The organism is Pseudomonas taiwanensis, from assembly GCF_013393345.1.
GTDB classification, from domain to species: Bacteria; Pseudomonadota; Gammaproteobacteria; order Pseudomonadales; family Pseudomonadaceae; genus Metapseudomonas; species Metapseudomonas resinovorans_C.
Window position 1 is genome coordinate 23,397 of the sequence record NZ_QJRF01000034.1, and the last position, 17,702, is coordinate 41,098.

Here is a 17,702-nt window from a genome sequence, read left to right on the forward strand (position 1 = left end):
CAGCACAATCCTGTAGGAGCGAATTTATTCGCGAAATTGACCAGGTACCGTGCCAACCGCTGACCACCCTCACCCCAGGCCCCTCTCCCGCACGCGGGCGAGGGGTGACTCACGGCTCACCTTCAGCACAATCCTGTGGGGGCGAATTCATTCGCTGAGCAGGTCGGATCCGTTCCCACAAACGGCACTCACCTACCCCGCTGCATCCACGCCGCGCCCAGTCCGCTCAGGCAGATGATGGCGATTCCCACCAGGCTGGTCGTGTCGGGCTTCTGGGAGAAGATCAGGAACCCCAGCAGGCCGGCGAACACGATTTGGCAGTAGCCGAACGGCGCCAGCAGCGCGGGTGCAGCGACGCGGAAGGCCTGGGTCAACAGCAGGTGCGCAGTCATCCCCGCTCCACCCAGCGCGAGCATCAGCAGGCCGTGGCCCAGGCTCGGCACCTGCCAGAAGAATGGCACCAGCGCACTCATCGCCAGGGTGTTGCACAGGCCGGCGAAGAAGTTGCTGGTGGTCGGGCTGTCGTGGGCCGCCACCTTGCGCGTGAGCACCTGGTAGAAGCAGAAACCCAGCGCCGAACAGAACGGGAACAGGATTGCCGGCGTGAACAGCTCGCCGCCGGGATGCACCACGACCAGCACACCGACGAATCCCATCACCACCGCCAGCCACTGTCCGAGGGTTACCTTTTCCTTGAGCAGCGGCACCGACAGCGCGGTGACCAGCACCGGCGCGAGGAAGTTGACCGCCGTCGCCTCGGCCAGGGGAATGTATTGCAGCCCGGCGGTGAACAGCAGGCTGGTGCTGAGCAGGCTCAACGCGCGCAACACCTGCAATACCGGGCGCCTGGTTCGCAGGACACGCAGGCCGGCCTGGGGCAGAAAAATGCCGGCCATCAGTAGCGTGTGCACCAGATAGCGAGCCCAGACGACCATGACGACCGGGTACAGGCCGCCGAGAAACTTGGACAGGGCGTCATGCCCCGCGAAGAGAAAGGTGGCCAACACCACCAGCAGGATGCCCCGCAGCGGTTGGTTGGCTCCGGACAAAGGGGCATTCGTACTCATGGGTCACTCAAAAAAAGACGCGGCCCAGCCGGCCGCGTGAAGGGGTGAAATCTCAGATGCGTTCGAGCAGCGTCCGCGCCTTGTCCAGCGCCATCTGCGCACGCACCTGGGCGCTCACGCCCTGCTCCATGAGCTGGCGCGTGGGGATTTCCAGGCTGAGGGGAATGTTCGCCGGCAAAGTCCGCAGCAGGCCGAGGAGATCGCAGTCGCCGTCGCCGGGGAAACGCCGCTCGTTGCGCGCCTGGCGAAGGATCTCGTCCATGTCGTCGGGCCGCGGGCCGGCCACGTCGCAGAGTTGGGCATATCGCAGGCGCGCCGGCGCGACCCTGGCGAGGTCCTCAAGGCGCGAGGCCGAGCGATTGAAGTGGAAGGCATCCACCAGCACTGCACCGTTGTCCCGCCCGGCCGCCTCGACAATGCGCAGGGCCTGGGTCAAGTCACGCGCGTCGGTCCAGGGCATGAACTCCAGACTCGGATGAATACCAAAGCGCGCAGCCAGATCGCAGAAAGCCGCGAAGTTGTCGGTGAGGCGCGCCTCGTCGCCGTCATTGCCGGCCACCAGCACCTCCGTAGCGCCGAACTCGGCGCCCGCTGAAAGCACGGCCTCGAAGTCGGCCACGCGGGTTTCCGCCTTGAGCCGGAGTATTTCGATGTCCATTACCCGCACGCCGGTATCACGCAAGCGATCCAGGGTCTGGCGGCGCAGCCCTGCGTCGGCCACCAGCGGGAAGTGGTATTCCTCGGGTGTGGCAGGCACCAGTCGCAGGCCGACATGGCTGTAGCCGGCACGGGCGGCCACCTCCACCATTTCAGGCGGTGAGAGTTCGAGGACGGTGAGCGCGGCGAGGGAGAAAATTCGTTCAGTCATGTTCTTCTCGGAATCCAGTTCCACAATTGGATTTGCAATATTTAGAACCTCGTTCCAAATAATCTCAAGAGGAATATGCGACCGACTGACGAAGTCAGGATTCGCGAAAGGTTTCGGGAAGGCGCAGAAAACGTGTAGGGGCGATTTCAATCGCCAAGCAGCCCGAAGGGCTGCCCTGCGGACCAACATGGGGCAGCTGCGCCGCCCTTGGCGAATGAATGCGCCCCTACAGGTTGTTTGATGTGATCAGACGAAAAACTCGGACGCCTGGCTCGCCGCAGTGAGCTCTTCCACCGCAGCCAGCAGCTGCGGCGCAACCTCATGCATGCGCGCTTCCGGCAGGCGCGCCGTGGGGCCGGCGACGCTGAGCACGCCGATGGGCCTGGCGGTACGCGGATCGCGCACCACCGCAGCAAGGGCCGACATGCCCACCGAGGAGCTTTCCACCACCCAGGCGTAGCCATGCTCGCGTGCCAGCCGCAGGCGTTCCAGCAGTTCGATGTTGGAGCGCGGGGCGTTGGGGCCGAAGTCCTGGCGGTCGGCCACGCCCTGACGTTCCACCAGGACCAGCGCTTCGGCATCGCTCAGGCTGGCCAGCCAGGCATGCCCGGAGGCGGTGTAGAACAGCGGTGCATCGCGCCCCATGTCAGGGTCGTAACGAAGGCCGGAACGCGCACCCTGGGATTTGACGATCCAGGTCAGGCGATCACCGTCGATGACCCCGAGGCGCACCAGTTCCCCAGTCTCCTGGGCCAGACGATCGAGGATCGGCTGGACGATGTCGGCGCCGCTGCTGGCCAGGTAACGGAAGGCCATGGCCACAAGGCGGGTGGACAGTTGGTAGCGGCTGTTTTCCTCGTTCTGGCGCACGTAACCGAGGCGGATCAGCTCAGCCAGCATGCGGTGGGTGGCGCTCTTGGGAATCTGCAACTCGTCGGCCAGGGTCTGCATCGGCAGGCCGCGTGGGTCGCTGGTAAGACGTTCGATCAGGTTCAAGGCGCGTTCGATCTGGCTACCGGCCATGGGAGAGGGTCCTCTGGAATATCCGCCGATTCTAGAAGACAACGCTGTCCTTACGAAACCTGGAACCGCGACCGTGGTTTCACGTAAGTCGACGCGATAAATGTACGGAACGGTTAGTTTTCGTTCGATGATCGAACAAAAGCGCTTTCGACCGATTGAACGCAAGGCTGGTGGATTTCACTATCGATCCCAGGTGCGAGGCGTTGCCGCAACCAGCCTGCGATCCCCAGCGACGCCTCGCCTTTTACCGACATAAATACAAGAAAGGTCGACCACGATGCTCCAGCCAGCCACCCCCAATGCCTCGTCGCCCATTCCCGGGCCGTCCTTCGATTGCGCTTCCCCTTTCGCCTCCGTTGCCCTGGTCCAACTGGCCAGCGGTGAAGGCCTGGGCGATCGACTGCAACGCTGCGTCGCACGCCTGATCGAGCGCCGCAAAGCCCGCTGACGCCAGCCGCAAACCCAACCCTGAGCTGTATTCGCGCAAGCGCCGCGAAGGGGCTTTTGCGCACCCGAAAACAACAATCACAGAGGCAAGAACGAGCATGAATTCCACCCGCCGCCAGGCCCAACCCTTTGTTCCGTGCATCCTCGCCGCCGCCGTTTCCCTGGCCGCCCTGCCCGCCCTGGCTGCCGATGAGCACGGTTTCGTGGAGGACGCCACGGCCACGCTGAACCTGCGCAACTTCTACATCAACCGCAACTTCGTGAACCCGACCTACCCCCAAGGCAAGGCCGAGGAATGGACGCAGAACTTCATCCTCGATGCCCGCTCGGGCTTCACCGAAGGCCCGGTGGGATTCGGCGTCGACATGCTCGGTCTGTTGTCGGTCAAGCTCGACGGTGGCAAAGGCACCCGTGGCACCCAGCTGCTGCCGGTGCATGACGACGGCCGCCCCGCCGACGACTTCGGCCGCCTGGCCGTGGCCGGCAAGATGCGCGTGTCGAAGACCGAGCTGAAGGTCGGCGAGTGGATGCCCGTGCTGCCGATCCTGCGTTCCGACGATGGCCGCTCCCTGCCGCAGACCTTCCAGGGCGGCCAGGTCACCTCCCAGGAGATCGACGGCCTGACGCTCTACGGTGGCCAGTTCCGCCAGAACAGCCCGCGCAATGACGCGAGCATGGAAGACATGTCCATGAACGGTCGCGCGGCCTTCACCTCCGACCGCTTCAACTTCGCCGGCGGTGAATACGCCTTCAACGAGAAGCGCACCCTGGTCGGCCTCTGGTACGCCGAACTGGAAGACATCTACCAACAGCAGTACCTGCAGGTGATGCACAGCCAGCCCGTCGGCGACTGGACCCTGGGCGCCAACCTCGGCTACTTCAACGGCAAGGAGAACGGCAACGCCCTGGCCGGCGACCTCGACAACCGCACATGGTCGGCGCTGCTGTCGGCCAAGCATGGTGGCAACACCTTCTACGTCGGCCTGCAGAAAGTCAGCGGCGACGATGCCTGGATGCGCGTCAACGGCACCAGCGGCGGCACCCTGGCCAACGACAGCTACAACTCCAGCTTCGACAACGCCAAGGAGAAGTCCTGGCAGGTCCGTCACGACTACAACTTCGCCGCACTCGGCGTGCCCGGCCTGACCCTGATGAACCGCTACATCAGCGGCGAGGACGCGCAGGTGGGCACAGTGACCGACGGCAAGGAATGGATCCGTGAAACCGAACTGGCCTATGTGGTCCAGTCCGGCGCCTTCAAGGCACTCAACGTGAAGTGGCGCAATTCGAGCATCCGCCGCGACTTCAGCAACAACGAATTCGACGAAAACCGTCTGATCGTCAGCTATCCGCTGTCGATCCTCTGATCCTTTGGGTAAGCGTGCTTCACCTCCCTCGGCCCGCCAATTGGCGGGCTTTTTTATGTTCGCTGACCGGCCACTTGCACGACCCCGGCCTTGGTCACGGGAGATAGCAGCAATAGAATACGGAACATGGTTCCAGTATTTGAGGTTAATCCGACATGCCTGCCGCACGCTCTGTTCCCAACCGCCTCGACTGCGATCTGCTGGTCATCGGCTCTGGCGCCGCGGGTCTTGCCGCCGCCGTCACCGCCGCCTATCACGGCCAGAAGGTAATCCTCGTCGAAAAGGAACCGGTATTCGGTGGCGCCACCGCCTGGTCCGGGGGCTGGATGTGGGTACCGCGCAATCCCTTGGCCCGGCGTGCCGGTATCGAAGAAGACATCGAGCAGCCGCGCACTTACCTGCGCAATGAGCTGGGCGAGCAATTCCGACCGGAACTGGTGGATGCCTTCCTCGAAACCTGCCCGGAGATGGTGAGCTTCTTCGAGCAACACACCGAGCTGCAGTTCGTCGATGGCAACGGTATTCCCGACATGCACGACGATACGCCCGGCGCCGCCAGCGGTGGCCATCAGGTGATCGCCGCGCCCTATGACGGTCGCGAAGTCGGGAACCTGCTGCCGCGCCTGCGCAAGACCATGCGTGAAACGTCCTTCATGGGCATGCCGATCATGGCCGGGGCCGACCTGGCCGCCTTCCTCGGCATGACCCGCTCACTAAGCGCCTTCGCCCATGTGACGCGGCGCTTCCTTACTCACCTCTACCACCTGGCACGCTATGGACGCGCCATGCACCTGGTGAACGGCGTAGCGCTGGTGGCGCGCCTGGCCCGGTCGGCCAACGACCTCGGCGTGCAACTGATGGAATCGGCGCCAGCGCGACGGCTGATAGTCGAAGGCGGCAGCGTTCGTGGCGCCGTGATCGAGCAGGACGGCATAGAGGTCACCATCCATGCCAAGGCCGTGGTCCTGGCAGCCGGTGGTTTCCCCAACGACCCGGTTCGACGCAAGGCCATGTTCCCCCGCGATATCAGTGGCCACGACAACCTTGCCCTGCCCCCGGCGTCCTGCTGCGGCGACGGCCTGCGTCTGGGTGAGTCCGTCGGCGGCGTCGTGGCCGACGACCTGCGTTCTCCCGTGGCCTGGGCGCCGGTATCCCGAGTGCCCTACCCCAACGGCACCTTTGGCCATTTCCCCCACATCATCGATCGCGGCAAGCCCGGAATCATCGGCGTCCTCAGCAACGGCAAGCGCTTCGTCAACGAAGCCGGCGGCTACTACGACTATGTGGACGCCATGAACAAGGCTGTTCCGGAAGGCGAGGAAAGCTGTTCCTGGCTGATCTGCGACCATCGCTTCCAGCGCCGCTACGGACTGGGCTTCGCCCGCCCCGCACCAGTGCCGCTCTGGCCGCACCTGCGCAATGGCTACCTCAAGCGCGGCAGCACCCTGGTCGAACTGGCACAAGCCTGTGGCATCGACGCCGCCGGGCTGACCACCAGCGTGGCTGCGTTCAACCACCATGCCCGCCACGGTGAAGACCCGGAGTTCGGACGTGGCAGCACCGCATTCAATCGCCGCAACGGGGACGCCCTGCATAAGGGTTCCAACCCCTGCGTGGCGCCGATCGAGCACGGCCCGTTCTATGCGGTGAAGGTCCAGCCAGGCTGCTTCGGCACCTTCGCCGGCCTGCGCACCGATGGACAAGCACGTGTACTGGACGGGAACGGCCAACCGATTCCCGGGCTGTATGCAGCAGGCACCGACATGGCCAGCGTGCTGGGCGGGCACTACCCGTCCGGCGGCATCAACCTGGGCCCGGCCATGACCTTCGGCTACATCGCCGGCCGCCATGCGGCTGGCATCCCCCAATGAGCAAGCTTCTATCCACGAACAAGGAGTCATCCATGCGGAATCTCACCACCGCCCAGGGACTGAACATGCCCCAACTCGGCCTCGGCACCTGGCCCATGACGGGCGAGGAATGCACCCGTGCTGTGCGCCAGGCCCTGGAGCTGGGCTACCGCCACATCGACACAGCACCCGCCTACGAGAACGAGGCCGCCGTGGGTGAAGCCCTGCGCCAGACTGATGTCGTTCGCGACTCCATTCATCTGACTACCAAGGTCTGGTGGGACAAGCTGCAGCCGGCCGCCATGCGCCAGTCCCTGGAAGACAGCCTGCGCGCCCTGGGCACCGAGCAGGTGGATCTGTTCCTGATCCATTGGCCAGCCAGGGACTGGGACCTTCCGCGCAGCATCGAAACCCTGGTGGCCCTGCGCGATGAAGGTAAAGCGCGCTGCATCGGTGTCGCCAATTTCCCCCTGGGCCTGCTGCGCCAGGTGGTCGATGACCTCGGTGCGCCCCTGTCCGCCATCCAGGTGGAGTACCACGTCATGCTCGACCAGCAGCGCCTGCTGGATTATGCCCGCAGCAAAGGCCTGGCCCTGACCGCCTACACCCCACTAGCCCGTGGGCTGGCAGCGGAGCAGGCCGCGATCAGGCAGATTGCCGAGAAGCACGGCGTGCTACCCAGTCAGGTGGCGTTGAAGTGGCTGTTGGAGCAGGACGGCGTCGCGGCCATTCCGAAGGCGTCCAGCCAGGCGAATCAACAGTCCAACCTGGATGCGCTCAAGGTGGAACTGGACGACGAAGACCGCGCCCTGATCGACGCGCTGCCGAAGAACCGCCGAGTGGTCAGCCCGGACTTCGCGCCGGAGTGGGATGCCTGATAGCGAGAAATGTGGGGGCAACTGCGTTGCCCTTAGCGAATGAATTCGGCCCCCCCCCCACAAGGTGCAAGCCTGTTCCGACTCTCGGCCCGGCACCAATCCTGTGGGGGCGATTTCAATCGCGAAACAGGCCGAAGGTCTGCCATTGCTCTGACCTGAGGGGGTTCAGCCACCCTTTTCGCGAATGAATTCGCTCCCACAAAAACTGCCACGAATGTCCGATCCGGAACCGATGGCCCAACAAAAAACGCCGCCCGGATGCGTGGTCCGGGCGGCGTTCGGGTATTGCGCAGATCAGCCTTGCAGCGATTCCACGCCCAGCTCATCCCACACGGCTTCGGCCAGGTGGAAGGTGGCATTGGCGGCGGGGATGCCGCAGTAAATGGCGCTCTGCATGATCACTTCCTTGATCTCGTCGCGGCTAACGCCGTTGTTCTTCGCGGCGCGCAGGTGCAGCTTCAGCTCGCCCTCGCGGTTCATGCCGATGAGCATGGCGATGGTGACCAGGCTGCGGGTGTGGCGCGGCAGGCCCGGGCGGGTCCAGATATCACCCCAGGCATGGCGGGTGATCATTTCCTGGAACTCTTCGTTGAACGGCGTGAGGTTATGCAGGCTGCGGTCCACATGGGCGTCGCCCAGAACCGCGCGGCGAACCTGCATGCCGGCTTCGTAGCGTTCTTTCTCGTCCATCGATACGTCCTCGAATGGGGATCGTAGGAGCGAGCTTTGCTCGCGAACCACTTCGCGAGCAAGCTCGCTCCTACATCAATAGTCAGGCAGTGAGGAACGCCAGCACGCGCTGGCTGAAGGTATCGCCAGCCTGCACGTTGGACAGATGCGCGGCGTGGAACTCCACCAGTTCGGCACCGGCGATGCGCTCCTGCATGAAACGGCCGTGCTCGGTGGTGGTCACCGGGTCGCCGCTGCCGCAGACGATCAGGGTCGGCGCGCTGATGCGGCCAAGCTGCTCGCGGTAATCGGCGTCACGCACGGCGGCGCAGTTGGCGGCGTAACCCTCGGGCGAGGTCTGCGCCAACATGCCGACGATGGGCTCGACCTTGGCCGGCTCCGCCTCGGCGAAATCCGGGGTGAACCAGCGGGAGATCGAAGCATCACGCAGATCGCGCATGGCCTGGGCACCGCCAGACAGCACGGTGTCGATGCGCGGATTCCAGACTTCGGGGGCGCCGATCTTGGCGGCGGTGTTGCACAGCACCAGGCGCTCGATGCGCGCGGGGGCGTTGATGGCCAGCCACTGGCCGATCAGGCCGCCCATGGACAGGCCGCAGAAGTACGCCTTCTCGATATCCAGGGCATCCAGCAGGGCCAGTACGTCACCGCCCAGTTGCTCGATGCTGTAGGGACCCTCGCTGACCAGGGACTTACCGTGGCCTCGGGTGTCGTAGCGCAGCACCTGGAAGTGCTGAGTGAAGGCCGGGATCTGGACATCCCACATGTGCAGGTCGGTGCCCAGGGAGTTGGACAGCACCAGCACCGGCGCACCGGCCGGGCCTTCGAGGAGGTAGTTCAGGTCGCCATCGGCGAGACGTACGGCAGGCATGTAAATCTCCTAACGCGAAAAATGCTTGTGATCGGTCACAGCGCGTTCGACCCAGCGACGCGCCTGTCCGAGGTAATGGGCCGGATCGAGCAGACGGTCCAGCTCGGCGGCGGAAAGTTGTGCGCTGACTTCGGCATTGGCGCCGAGCACGGCACGCAGGTGGGCGCCCTCCTTCACCGCCTGGCGGCAGCACTGCTCCACCAGGTGATGGGCGGCGTCACGGCCGATGCGCTGGGCAAGGGCGATGCTCACGGCTTCGGCCAGCACCAGCCCCTGAGTCAAGTCGAGGTTGCGGCGCATGCGCGCGGCATCGACTTCCAGGCTGGGCACCACCAGCAGCGCCTGCTGCAGGGCACCGGATACCAGGCAGCAGAGCTCCGGCAGGGTTTCCCATTCGGCATGCCACAGGCCGAGGCTGCGCTCGTGCTCCTGGGGCATGGCGGCGAACATCGTGGACACCAGGCCAGGCGCGCGGGTGGCGGCGCCGATCAGCACGGCGGCACTCACCGGATTGCGCTTGTGCGGCATGGTGGACGAACCACCTTTGCCGGGCGCAGAGGGTTCGAAGACTTCACCTGCTTCGGTCTGCATCAACAGGCTCAGGTCACGACCAAGCTTGCCGAGACTACCGGCGATCAGGCCGAGCAGGCTGGCGAATTCCACCAGGCGGTCGCGTTGGGTGTGCCAGGGCTGGTCCGGCAGGTTCAGGTCCAGTTCGCGGGCCAGCGCTTCGGCCACCGGCCAGGCCTGATCGCCCAGTGCAGCCAGGCTGCCGGACGCGCCGCCGAACTGCAGGCAGAACAGACGCGGCTTGAGCTCGGCCAGGCGTTGCCGATGACGGGTGACGGCGCCCAGCACCCCGGCGAGCTTCATGCCGAGGGTGACGGGAGTGGCCTGCTGCAGCCAGGTGCGGCCGGCCAGCGGGGTATCGGCGAAGCGTTCGGCCTGGACTGCCAAGGCTTCGGCCAGGCCGGCCAGGTCCTGCTCCAGCAGCTCGGCTGCGGCACGCAGCTGCAGCACCAGGCCGCTGTCCATGGCGTCCTGGCTGGTGGCGCCGAGGTGCACGTAGCGTTCGGCTTCCGCGCTCTTGGCCGCGACCCGCTTGCCGAGGGCCTTCACCAGCGGAATGGCGGAATTGCCAGCCGTGACAATGGCGTGGGCCAGCGCGAAGTAGTCGTAGAGTTCAGCCTTGCTAGCTGCCTCGATGGGCGCGACGGCGTCGCCGGGAATCAGGCCGACGCTCGCCTCTGCACGGGCCAGTGCGGCCTCGAAGTCCAGCATGCCCTGCACCCGGCCCTGGTCGGAGAACACCGCACGCATGGCAGGCTGGGTGAAATAGGCGTCGAAGAGTTGGTTGCTCGGGCTGTTCAAGCCAGTGCTCCGAAATTCGGGATAGTGTTTCGTTTTATAGCAGCCGGCCCTTGCGAGCCAGTGGTGCGAGATCTAGCCGTAGGATGGGTCGGGCGGCGATCCGCGAGCGGAGCGAAACCCATGCGGTGTCGCATTGATGGGTTTCGCAGGCTCTACCCATCCTACAGGTCAGCCATTTCCGGCAAGCGCAGTAGCCTGTCAGACCTTCTCGATGGCGATGGCCAGGCCTTGGCCCACACCCACGCACATGGTTGCCAGGCCGAGCTTGCCGCCGGATTTCTCCAGCTGGTGCAGGGCTGTCTGGACCAGACGCGCACCACTGGCACCCAGCGGGTGGCCGAGGGCGATGGCGCCGCCGTTCGGGTTGACCTTGTCGCTGTCGTCGGCGATGCCGAGTTCGCGCATTACGGCCAGGCCTTGAGCAGCGAAGGCTTCGTTCAGTTCGATCACGTCGAAGTCACCGATGGCCAGGTTCAGGCGTTCCATCAGCTTGCGCACCGCCGGCACCGGGCCGATGCCCATCACGCGCGGGGCAACGCCGGCGCTGGCCATGCCGAGCACTTTCGCGCGCGGGGTCAGGCCGTGCTTCTTCACCGCTTCGGCGGAAGCCAGGATCAGCGCCACGGCACCGTCGTTCACGCCAGAGGCGTTGCCGGCGGTGACGGTCTTGCCTTCACCGTTGACCGGTTTCAGCTTGGCCAGGGCTTCGAGGGTGGTGTCCGGACGCAGGTGTTCGTCCTGGTCGACCACGGTCTCGCTCTTCTTGCCCTTGATCACCACCGGAACGATTTCCTCGGCGAAGAAGCCTTCGGCCTGAGCGCGACCGGCACGCTGCTGGCTGCGCAGGGAGAACAGGTCCTGGTCTTCACGGGAAACCTGGTAGTCATCAGCCACGTTGTCCGCGGTCTGCGGCATGGCATCGACGCCGTACTGGGCCTTCATCAGGGGGTTGATGAAGCGCCAGCCGATGGTGGTGTCTTCGATTTTCTGGGTGCGGCCGAAAGCGCTGTCGGCCTTGCCCATCACATAGGGGGCGCGGGACATGGATTCCACGCCGCCAGCGATGGCCAGCTCCATTTCACCCGAGGCGATGGCGCGGAAGGCAGTGCCCACCGCATCCATGCCCGAAGCGCACAGACGGTTCAGGGTGACGCCCGGAATGCTGTCCGGCAGGCCGGCCAGCAGCAGCGCCATGCGCGCGACGTTGCGGTTGTCTTCGCCGGCCTGGTTGGCGCAGCCGAGGAAGACCTCATCCAGCTGGTCCCATTTGACCTGGGGATTTCGCTCCACCAGGGCCTTGATCGGGACGGCAGCCAGGTCGTCGGCGCGTACCGGAGCCAGCGAACCGCCAAAGCGGCCGATGGGCGTGCGGATGGCGTCGCAGATGTAGACCTCCCGGCTCATTCCTCACCCCCTTGCTGGCCGTGGGCGGCGGCGGTGCGTTCCTCAAGGGCGCGCAGTGCGGTCAGCTCGGTTTCGTTCGGAGCCTGAGTCTCGGACACATCGGCAGCGAAGCGGATGGCCCAGCCGGTGTTCTCGATCACTTGCTCGCGGGTCACGCCCGGGTGCAGCGAGGTGACGATGAATTCGTTGGTGCCAGCTTCCGGCTCCATGATGCAGAGGTCGGTGATCAGCGCCACCGGGCCTTTGCCGGGCAGGCCGAGCTGCTTGCGGTGGTCACCGCCTTCGCCGTGGCCGACGGAGGTGATGAAGGCCAGCTTGTCGACGAAGGTGCGATGGGACTGCTTGAGGATGATCAGCACTTCCTTGGCGGAACCGGCGATCTCCGGAGCACCGCCCGCGCCCGGCAGGCGCACTTTCGGGCTGTTGTAGTCGCCGATCACGGTGGTGTTGATGTTGCCGAAGCGGTCCACCTGGGCTGCGCCGAGGAAGCCGACGTCGATGCGGCCACCTTGCAGCCAGTAGCGGAAGATTTCGCCGGTGGGCACTACGGTGTCGGCGGTTTCGGCCAGTTCGCCGTCACCGATGGACAGCGGCAGCACGCTCGGCTTGGCGCCGATGGGGCCGGATTCATAGATCAGCACCACGTCCGGGGAGGAAGTCAGGCGCGCCAGGTTGGCGGCCTTGGACGGCAGGCCGATGCCGACGAAGCAGACGGCACCATTCTTCAGGCGGCGGGCGGCCGCCACGGTCATCATTTCGTTAGTGGTATAGGCGCTCATCACTTGGCCTCCGCAATCTTGGCTTGGAACTCGCTGAAATCCTTGGTGCCACGGATGTACTCATCGATCCAGGCAGTGAAGGTTTCGCGGTTGCGGGCGATCGGATCCCAGGCCTGGTAGAAGCGGTTATCGCGCTCATAGTAGCCGTGGGCGTAGGACGGATGGGCGCCACCGGGAACGTGGCAAACAGCGGTCAGGGCCCAGGTGGGCAGGACGCAGGCGTTCATCGGCGCGTTCAGGTCATCGACGATTTCTTCGACGGTGACGATGCAACGCTTGGCCGCCAGGGCAGCTTCCTTCTGCACGCCGAGGATGCCCCAGAGCAGCACATTGCCCTTGCGGTCAGCCTTCTGGGCGTGGATCACGGTGACGTCCGGGCGGACCGAAGGCACAGCAGCCAGTTGCTCACCGGTGAACGGGCACTGGATGAACTTGATATTCGGGTTGACCTTCGGCAGGTCGGAACCGACGTAGGCGCGCAGCACGGCGAACGGCAGGCCGGATGCGCCAGCTACATAGGAGTTGGCCAGGTCGGCATGGCTGTGCTCGTCGATTTCCAGGGCGTTCGGCCACTGCTTCTCGACGGCATCACGCAGGCGGTGCAGCGAGCCCACGCCGGGGTTGCCGCCCCAGGAGAAGGTCAACTTGCGGGTGCAGCCAGCGCCGATCAGCAGGTCATAGACCAGGTCGGGGGTCATGCGCACCACGTGCAGGTCTTTCTTGCCCTGGCGAATGATTTCGTGGGAAGCGGCAGTAGGAATCAGGTGGGTGAAGCCCTCAAGGGCTACCTTGTCGCCGTCGTTGATGAAACGCTCGACGGCTTCGCGGAGGGAAATGATTTCAGCCATGGTCGATCTCGTGTTGTTATCCAGGGCGTTTGGGGGCGCCGGGTGAGGAAAAAGTACTCCCCGCCCCCATCCTGGACAATCCGATAATCGACTATTCGTGCGGTTATCGAACGGATGTGTATCTTGCTACCGAATCCGTTCCGGGCCGTTGCGACCTCAGCCGTCGAACGCTTTTTTCAGCGCCGCGACATCCAGTTTCTTCATCTGCATCATGGCTGCGAAGGCGCGCTGGGAGCCTGGCGACTGGGAGTCCTCGAGCATCTTGATCATCGCGATGGGGACTACCTGCCAGGAGAGCCCATAGCGGTCCTTTAGCCAGCCGCACTGTTGGGCGTTCGGGTCGCCTCCGGCGGAGAGTTTGTCCCAGTAGTGGTCCAGTTCCTCTTGATCGTCGCAGTGGATCTGAAAGGACACCGCCTCATTGAACTTGAACACCGGACCGCCATTGAGGGCGGTGAAGCGCTGGCCGTCCAGTTCGAAGTCCACGGTGAGCACCGATCCCGGCTCCCGGCCATGGACGTCCCGACCCGCCTCGCCATAGCGGCTGATAGCGGTGACCTTCGAATTGGGGAAGATACCGATGTAGAAATTGACCGCGGCCTCTGCCTGGTCGTCGAACCAAAGACACGGGACGATGGTGTGAATCCGCTTGCTCATGGTGCACCTCCTGGTGGGTGGAATGACGATAGATGATCTTCCCCTGGTCGATTGGCGCCCCGACAAATCGACATCACTCGATGATTTCCTGTAGGAGCCAGCTTGCTGGCGAAGCAACTCCATTCGCTGGCAAGCCAGCTCCTACAGGGCGAATTCCCCTCAGCGGTGCATATCCTCGATCCAAACAAATCGATGACCTCCTGTAGGAGCCAGCTTGCTGGCGAAGCGACTCCATTCGCTGGCAAGCCAGCTCCTACAGGGCGAATTCCCCTCAGCGGTGCATTTCCTCGATCCACACAAATCGATGAACTCCCGTAGGAGCCAGCTTGCTGGCGAAGCGCGGCCATTCGCTGGCAAGCCAGCTCCTACGGGGCACATCCTGCTCAGTCGGACATTTCTTCCACCAGCACCTTCACCAGCTCCGCCGCCGGCATCTCCCGCGCCAGCGGCGCGCCCTGCCCCGCCCATTGCACGGCGAAGGCGTTGCAGCCCCTGGCGCTGGCGGCGGCATGCAGGGCCTTGGCGGCGTCGTAGGTATTCGGGTAGTCCGGCAGGGCCGGGGCATCGGCAGTGTCGAGATCAGTCCAGAGGCGGTTGACCATGCCACGGGCGGCGCGGCCGGAAATGGCGGCGGTGATGCGAGTCTGGTGGGCGCGCTCGCCTTTCAGGGCCGCGCGATAGGCAGCATTTGCGGCGGATTCCGGGCACGGCACGAAGGCGGTACCCAGTTGCGCAGCCTCGGCACCCAGCGCCAACGCGGCGCGGATGCCCTGCCCGTCCATGATGCCGCCGGCGGCGATGACCGGCAGGCGGCAGTTGCGGGCGATCAGCCTCACCAGTGCCAGGGTGCCGATGCCGGCATCGCCCTTTTCGGGCTCGAAAACGCCACGGTGGCCACCGGCTTCGATGCCCTGGGCCACGATGGCATCGACGCCTGCTGCCTCCACCAGGCGCGCCTCTTCCAGGCTCGTGGCGCTGGCCAGCAGGCGAATACCGGCCGCCTTGAGCGCGTCGATCCAGTCGCGGGAAGGCAGGCCGAAATGGAAGCTGACCACGGCCGGACGCTCATCCAGCAGCATCTGCACCATTTCCGGATCGGCGAGGAAGCTCTTGTAGATCTCGCGAATGCTGGCTGGCGGCTCGGCGCCGAACTCGGCAAACAGCGGTCGCAGGTGTTCCAGCCAGGCAGCCTCGCGCTGGGCGTCGGCCACAGCTGGGCGATGGCAGAACAGGTTGACGTTGAAGGGGCGGCTGGTCAGGGCACGGGTTTCCGCGAGCATGGCGCGAGCCTGAGCCGGGGTGCTGGCACCAATGCCGATGGAGCCCAGGGCGCCGGCGTTGGACACGGCAGCCGCGAGGGCCGGGGTGGAAACACCCACCATGGGGGCCTGGATGATGGGGAATTCGATACCGAGCAATTGGGTGATGGACATGACGCAGCGACTCCTGGACACGTGAAAACCTGGCCAATCTATCTCAAATAGAGAATAATTTTAAGCACTCATTCTCCATTAGAGATTATTAGTCATGGATCTATCCAGCCTGGAGATATTCCGTGCCGTGGCCCTGGAGCACAGCGTGACCCGTGCGGCCCAGCGCCTGCAGCGGGCGCAGTCCAACGTCACCACGCGGATTCGCCAGCTGGAGGAAGAGTTGGGCACGCCCCTCTTCCTCCGTGAGGGCAAGCGCATGACCCTGACCGATCGCGGCCAGGCCTTCCTCGACTACAGCGAACGCCTGCTGGCCCTGGCTGACGAAGCGCGCCAGGCCATGCACCCCCTGCAACCAGGCGGCCGCCTGCGCCTGGGCAGCATGGAAAGTACCGCTGCCAGTCGTCTTCCCGTTCCCCTCGCGCGCTTCCATGGCCAGTGCCCTGACGTGGAACTGGAGGTGAGCACCGGCACCAGCCAGGCTCTGCTGGAAGGTGTTCTGGCGCGCCGCCTCGATTGCGCCCTGGTGGCCTGGCCCAAAGGCCAGGAGGAAGTCGCCGCGATGGGACTGGAGGCGCAGCCGGTGTTCCTGGAGGAGTTGCTGCTGGTACTGCCAGCCGGCCACCCACCGGTAACGGAACCGTCCGATGTCCAGGTGCGTGGACTGGCAGGATTCGCCGAGGGCTGCACCTATCGGCAGATCGCCGAGAACTGGTTGTCCGGCGAAAGTCGCCCATTGCCCAAAGTCCAGCAGGTGGGTTCCTACCACGCCATCCTCGCCTGCGTATCCGCTGGCTCCTGCGTCGGCATCCTGCCACGCTCGGTGCTGGAGCTGCAGCGCGAACCCTCGCCACTCCAGCAACTGCCCCTCATGCAGGTCGAAACCCTGCTGGTATGGCGCCAGGGCTACTCCACGGCCGCCTTCGAGGCGTTTCGCCAGGTGCTCTCCGGCAACTACTGAGGTGTTCCGGCCTCCTTCAGAGCCGACCGTGCAGTGCCTTCTCGAAGATGCGGCTGTACGCCTGGGCGTCGTACTGCACCGGGTTGGTGCCAGCCGACGGATCGACTTCGGCCATACGTCCGACCTGTTCCACTCGCCCATCGTCGATGCCGATGTCGCCCAGGCTGTGGGGGATATCCAGTTCGCTGCGCAGATCCACTACCCAGTCGAGCACGCCGGCAAAACCCGCCTTCGGCAGGCCTAGGTAACGCGCCAGCCTTGCCATGGGACCTTCGATGTGGGCGCGGTTGGCCTGCAGCACGTAGGGCATCAGCACGGCATTCAGCAAACCGTGGTGAGCGTCGTACAACGCGCCCAGGGGATGAGCCAGCGCATGCATGGCACCCAGGCCACGCTGGAAGGCGGTGGCGCCCATGCTGGACGCCACGAGCATCTGCAGCCGGGCTTCGACATCGCTGCCCTTTGCGGTTGCCCGGGGGAGATAGTCCTTGACCAGGCGCATGCCCTCCAGGGCGATGCCGGCAGCCATGGGGTGATAGAGCGGTGAGCAATAGGCCTCCAGGCTGTGGGACAGCGCGTCCATACCCGTGGCTGCGGTGATTTTCGGCGGCAGGCCGACGGTGAGTTCCGGGTCGAGGATGACGATCGCGGGCAGCATGCGGGCGTGGAAGATGATGCGCTTGATATGCGCCTGGTCGTCGGTGATGACCGCGGCGCGACCGACTTCGGATCCGGTGCCGGCCGTGGTGGGTACGGCAACCACCGGAGCCATGCCAGCCACGTTGACGCGTGAGGCGTTGTCGCCGATGTCCTCGAAGTCCCAGAGCGGACGATCCTGCCCCACCATCAAGGCGATGGCCTTGCCGGCATCCAGGGCCGAGCCGCCACCGAAAGCGATCACCCCGTCATGACGACCCGCCTTGAATGCGGCCACGCCATCCATCACGTTTGGTCCAGTCGGGTTGCCCTTGATCTGGTGGAACAGCCCCGCAGTGAGTCCCGCATCGCGGCATTGGCGCAATGCCGAATCGATCATCGGCAACGCCGCGAGCCCCGGGTCGGTGACCAGCAGCGGCGCCTGCATGCCCAGTTCCCGGCAAGCGGAATCGAGCTCCTTGATACGACCGATACCGACGCGCACCGATGTCGGGTAGTTCCAGTTCATGCGGAAGTGGCTCGGGTCCATGTCGC

Annotated in this window: 17 protein-coding genes; 5 read left to right on the top strand and 12 right to left on the bottom strand. The window is 64.8% G+C overall.

The genetic code is table 11. The features are described 5' to 3' along the window. Positions 1 to 188: 188 nt before the first annotated feature. From DM872_RS04495 to DM872_RS04505, 3 genes are all read right to left on the bottom strand, one after another. A complete protein-coding gene (locus DM872_RS04495) occupies positions 189 to 1,067 on the bottom strand; it encodes a DMT family transporter (RefSeq protein WP_179058337.1) in 879 nt (292 codons plus the stop codon). Between the two features lie 52 nt (positions 1,068 to 1,119). Then, positions 1,120 to 1,935, bottom strand: coding sequence for a sugar phosphate isomerase/epimerase family protein (locus tag DM872_RS04500; protein WP_179058338.1), 816 nt, complete (start codon positions 1,933 to 1,935; stop codon positions 1,120 to 1,122). 246 nt (positions 1,936 to 2,181) lie between these two features. After that, positions 2,182 to 2,958 carry an IclR family transcriptional regulator gene (locus DM872_RS04505; protein ID WP_179058339.1) on the bottom strand — a complete coding sequence of 259 codons (777 nt, stop codon included), beginning with the start codon at positions 2,956 to 2,958 and terminating at the stop codon, positions 2,182 to 2,184. A gap of 277 nt (positions 2,959 to 3,235) precedes the next feature. On the opposite strand from DM872_RS04505, the gene DM872_RS04510 reads away from it, so the two are divergent. The 4 genes from DM872_RS04510 (at position 3,236) to DM872_RS04525 (ending at position 7,500) form a co-directional block, all read left to right on the top strand. After that, on the top strand, positions 3,236 to 3,406 hold the full coding sequence (locus tag DM872_RS04510; RefSeq protein WP_179058340.1) for a hypothetical protein: 171 nt from the start codon (positions 3,236 to 3,238) through the stop codon (positions 3,404 to 3,406). A 97-nt stretch (positions 3,407 to 3,503) separates the two neighbouring features. Next, entirely contained in the window at positions 3,504 to 4,772 is a 1,269-nt protein-coding gene (locus tag DM872_RS04515; protein ID WP_179058341.1) for an OprD family porin, read from the top strand. A 155-nt stretch (positions 4,773 to 4,927) separates the two neighbouring features. Then, complete coding sequence (locus DM872_RS04520) at positions 4,928 to 6,643, top strand: FAD-dependent oxidoreductase (RefSeq protein ID WP_179058342.1); 1,716 nt, start codon at positions 4,928 to 4,930, stop codon at positions 6,641 to 6,643. Between the two features lie 32 nt (positions 6,644 to 6,675). Next, complete coding sequence (locus DM872_RS04525; RefSeq protein WP_179058343.1) at positions 6,676 to 7,500, top strand: aldo/keto reductase; 825 nt, start codon at positions 6,676 to 6,678, stop codon at positions 7,498 to 7,500. A 294-nt stretch (positions 7,501 to 7,794) separates the two neighbouring features. Here DM872_RS04525 and pcaC read toward each other — a convergent pair whose 3' ends face one another. The 8 genes from pcaC to DM872_RS04565 form a co-directional block, all read right to left on the bottom strand. Then, complete coding sequence (gene pcaC, locus DM872_RS04530) at positions 7,795 to 8,190, bottom strand: 4-carboxymuconolactone decarboxylase (protein WP_179058344.1); 396 nt, start codon at positions 8,188 to 8,190, stop codon at positions 7,795 to 7,797. Positions 8,191 to 8,272: 82 nt separating this feature from the next. Next, positions 8,273 to 9,061: a 3-oxoadipate enol-lactonase gene (gene pcaD / locus DM872_RS04535; RefSeq protein WP_179058345.1), complete on the bottom strand. Its 789-nt coding sequence runs from the start codon at positions 9,059 to 9,061 to the stop codon at positions 8,273 to 8,275. Positions 9,062 to 9,070: 9 nt separating this feature from the next. Then, the gene (locus tag DM872_RS04540; protein WP_179058346.1) at positions 9,071 to 10,432 is read right to left on the bottom strand and encodes a 3-carboxy-cis,cis-muconate cycloisomerase; all 1,362 of its coding nucleotides are present in this window, start codon (positions 10,430 to 10,432) and stop codon (positions 9,071 to 9,073) included. Between the two features lie 198 nt (positions 10,433 to 10,630). Then, complete coding sequence (gene pcaF / locus DM872_RS04545; protein ID WP_179058347.1) at positions 10,631 to 11,836, bottom strand: 3-oxoadipyl-CoA thiolase; 1,206 nt, start codon at positions 11,834 to 11,836, stop codon at positions 10,631 to 10,633. Beyond that, positions 11,833 to 12,615: a CoA-transferase subunit beta gene (locus DM872_RS04550; RefSeq protein WP_179058348.1), complete on the bottom strand. Its 783-nt coding sequence runs from the start codon at positions 12,613 to 12,615 to the stop codon at positions 11,833 to 11,835. Before DM872_RS04550 ends, pcaF begins: the two co-directional genes overlap by 4 nt. Further along, entirely contained in the window at positions 12,615 to 13,463 is an 849-nt protein-coding gene (locus DM872_RS04555) for a CoA transferase subunit A (RefSeq protein ID WP_179058349.1), read from the bottom strand. Before DM872_RS04555 ends, DM872_RS04550 begins: the two co-directional genes overlap by 1 nt. A 156-nt stretch (positions 13,464 to 13,619) precedes the next feature. After that, the gene (locus DM872_RS04560; RefSeq protein WP_179058350.1) at positions 13,620 to 14,120 is read right to left on the bottom strand and encodes a VOC family protein; all 501 of its coding nucleotides are present in this window, start codon (positions 14,118 to 14,120) and stop codon (positions 13,620 to 13,622) included. A 383-nt stretch (positions 14,121 to 14,503) separates the two neighbouring features. After that, positions 14,504 to 15,553 carry an NAD(P)H-dependent flavin oxidoreductase gene (locus DM872_RS04565; protein ID WP_179058351.1) on the bottom strand — a complete coding sequence of 350 codons (1,050 nt, stop codon included), beginning with the start codon at positions 15,551 to 15,553 and terminating at the stop codon, positions 14,504 to 14,506. Positions 15,554 to 15,647: 94 nt separating this feature from the next. On the opposite strand from DM872_RS04565, the gene DM872_RS04570 reads away from it, so the two are divergent. Next, the gene (locus DM872_RS04570; protein ID WP_179058352.1) at positions 15,648 to 16,511 is read left to right on the top strand and encodes a LysR substrate-binding domain-containing protein; all 864 of its coding nucleotides are present in this window, start codon (positions 15,648 to 15,650) and stop codon (positions 16,509 to 16,511) included. Between the two features lie 16 nt (positions 16,512 to 16,527). Here the strand turns inward: DM872_RS04570 and DM872_RS04575 are convergent, their stop codons facing one another. Next, on the bottom strand, positions 16,528 to 17,697 hold the full coding sequence (locus DM872_RS04575; protein ID WP_179058353.1) for an iron-containing alcohol dehydrogenase: 1,170 nt from the start codon (positions 17,695 to 17,697) through the stop codon (positions 16,528 to 16,530). Between the last annotated feature and the right edge of the window lie 5 nt (positions 17,698 to 17,702).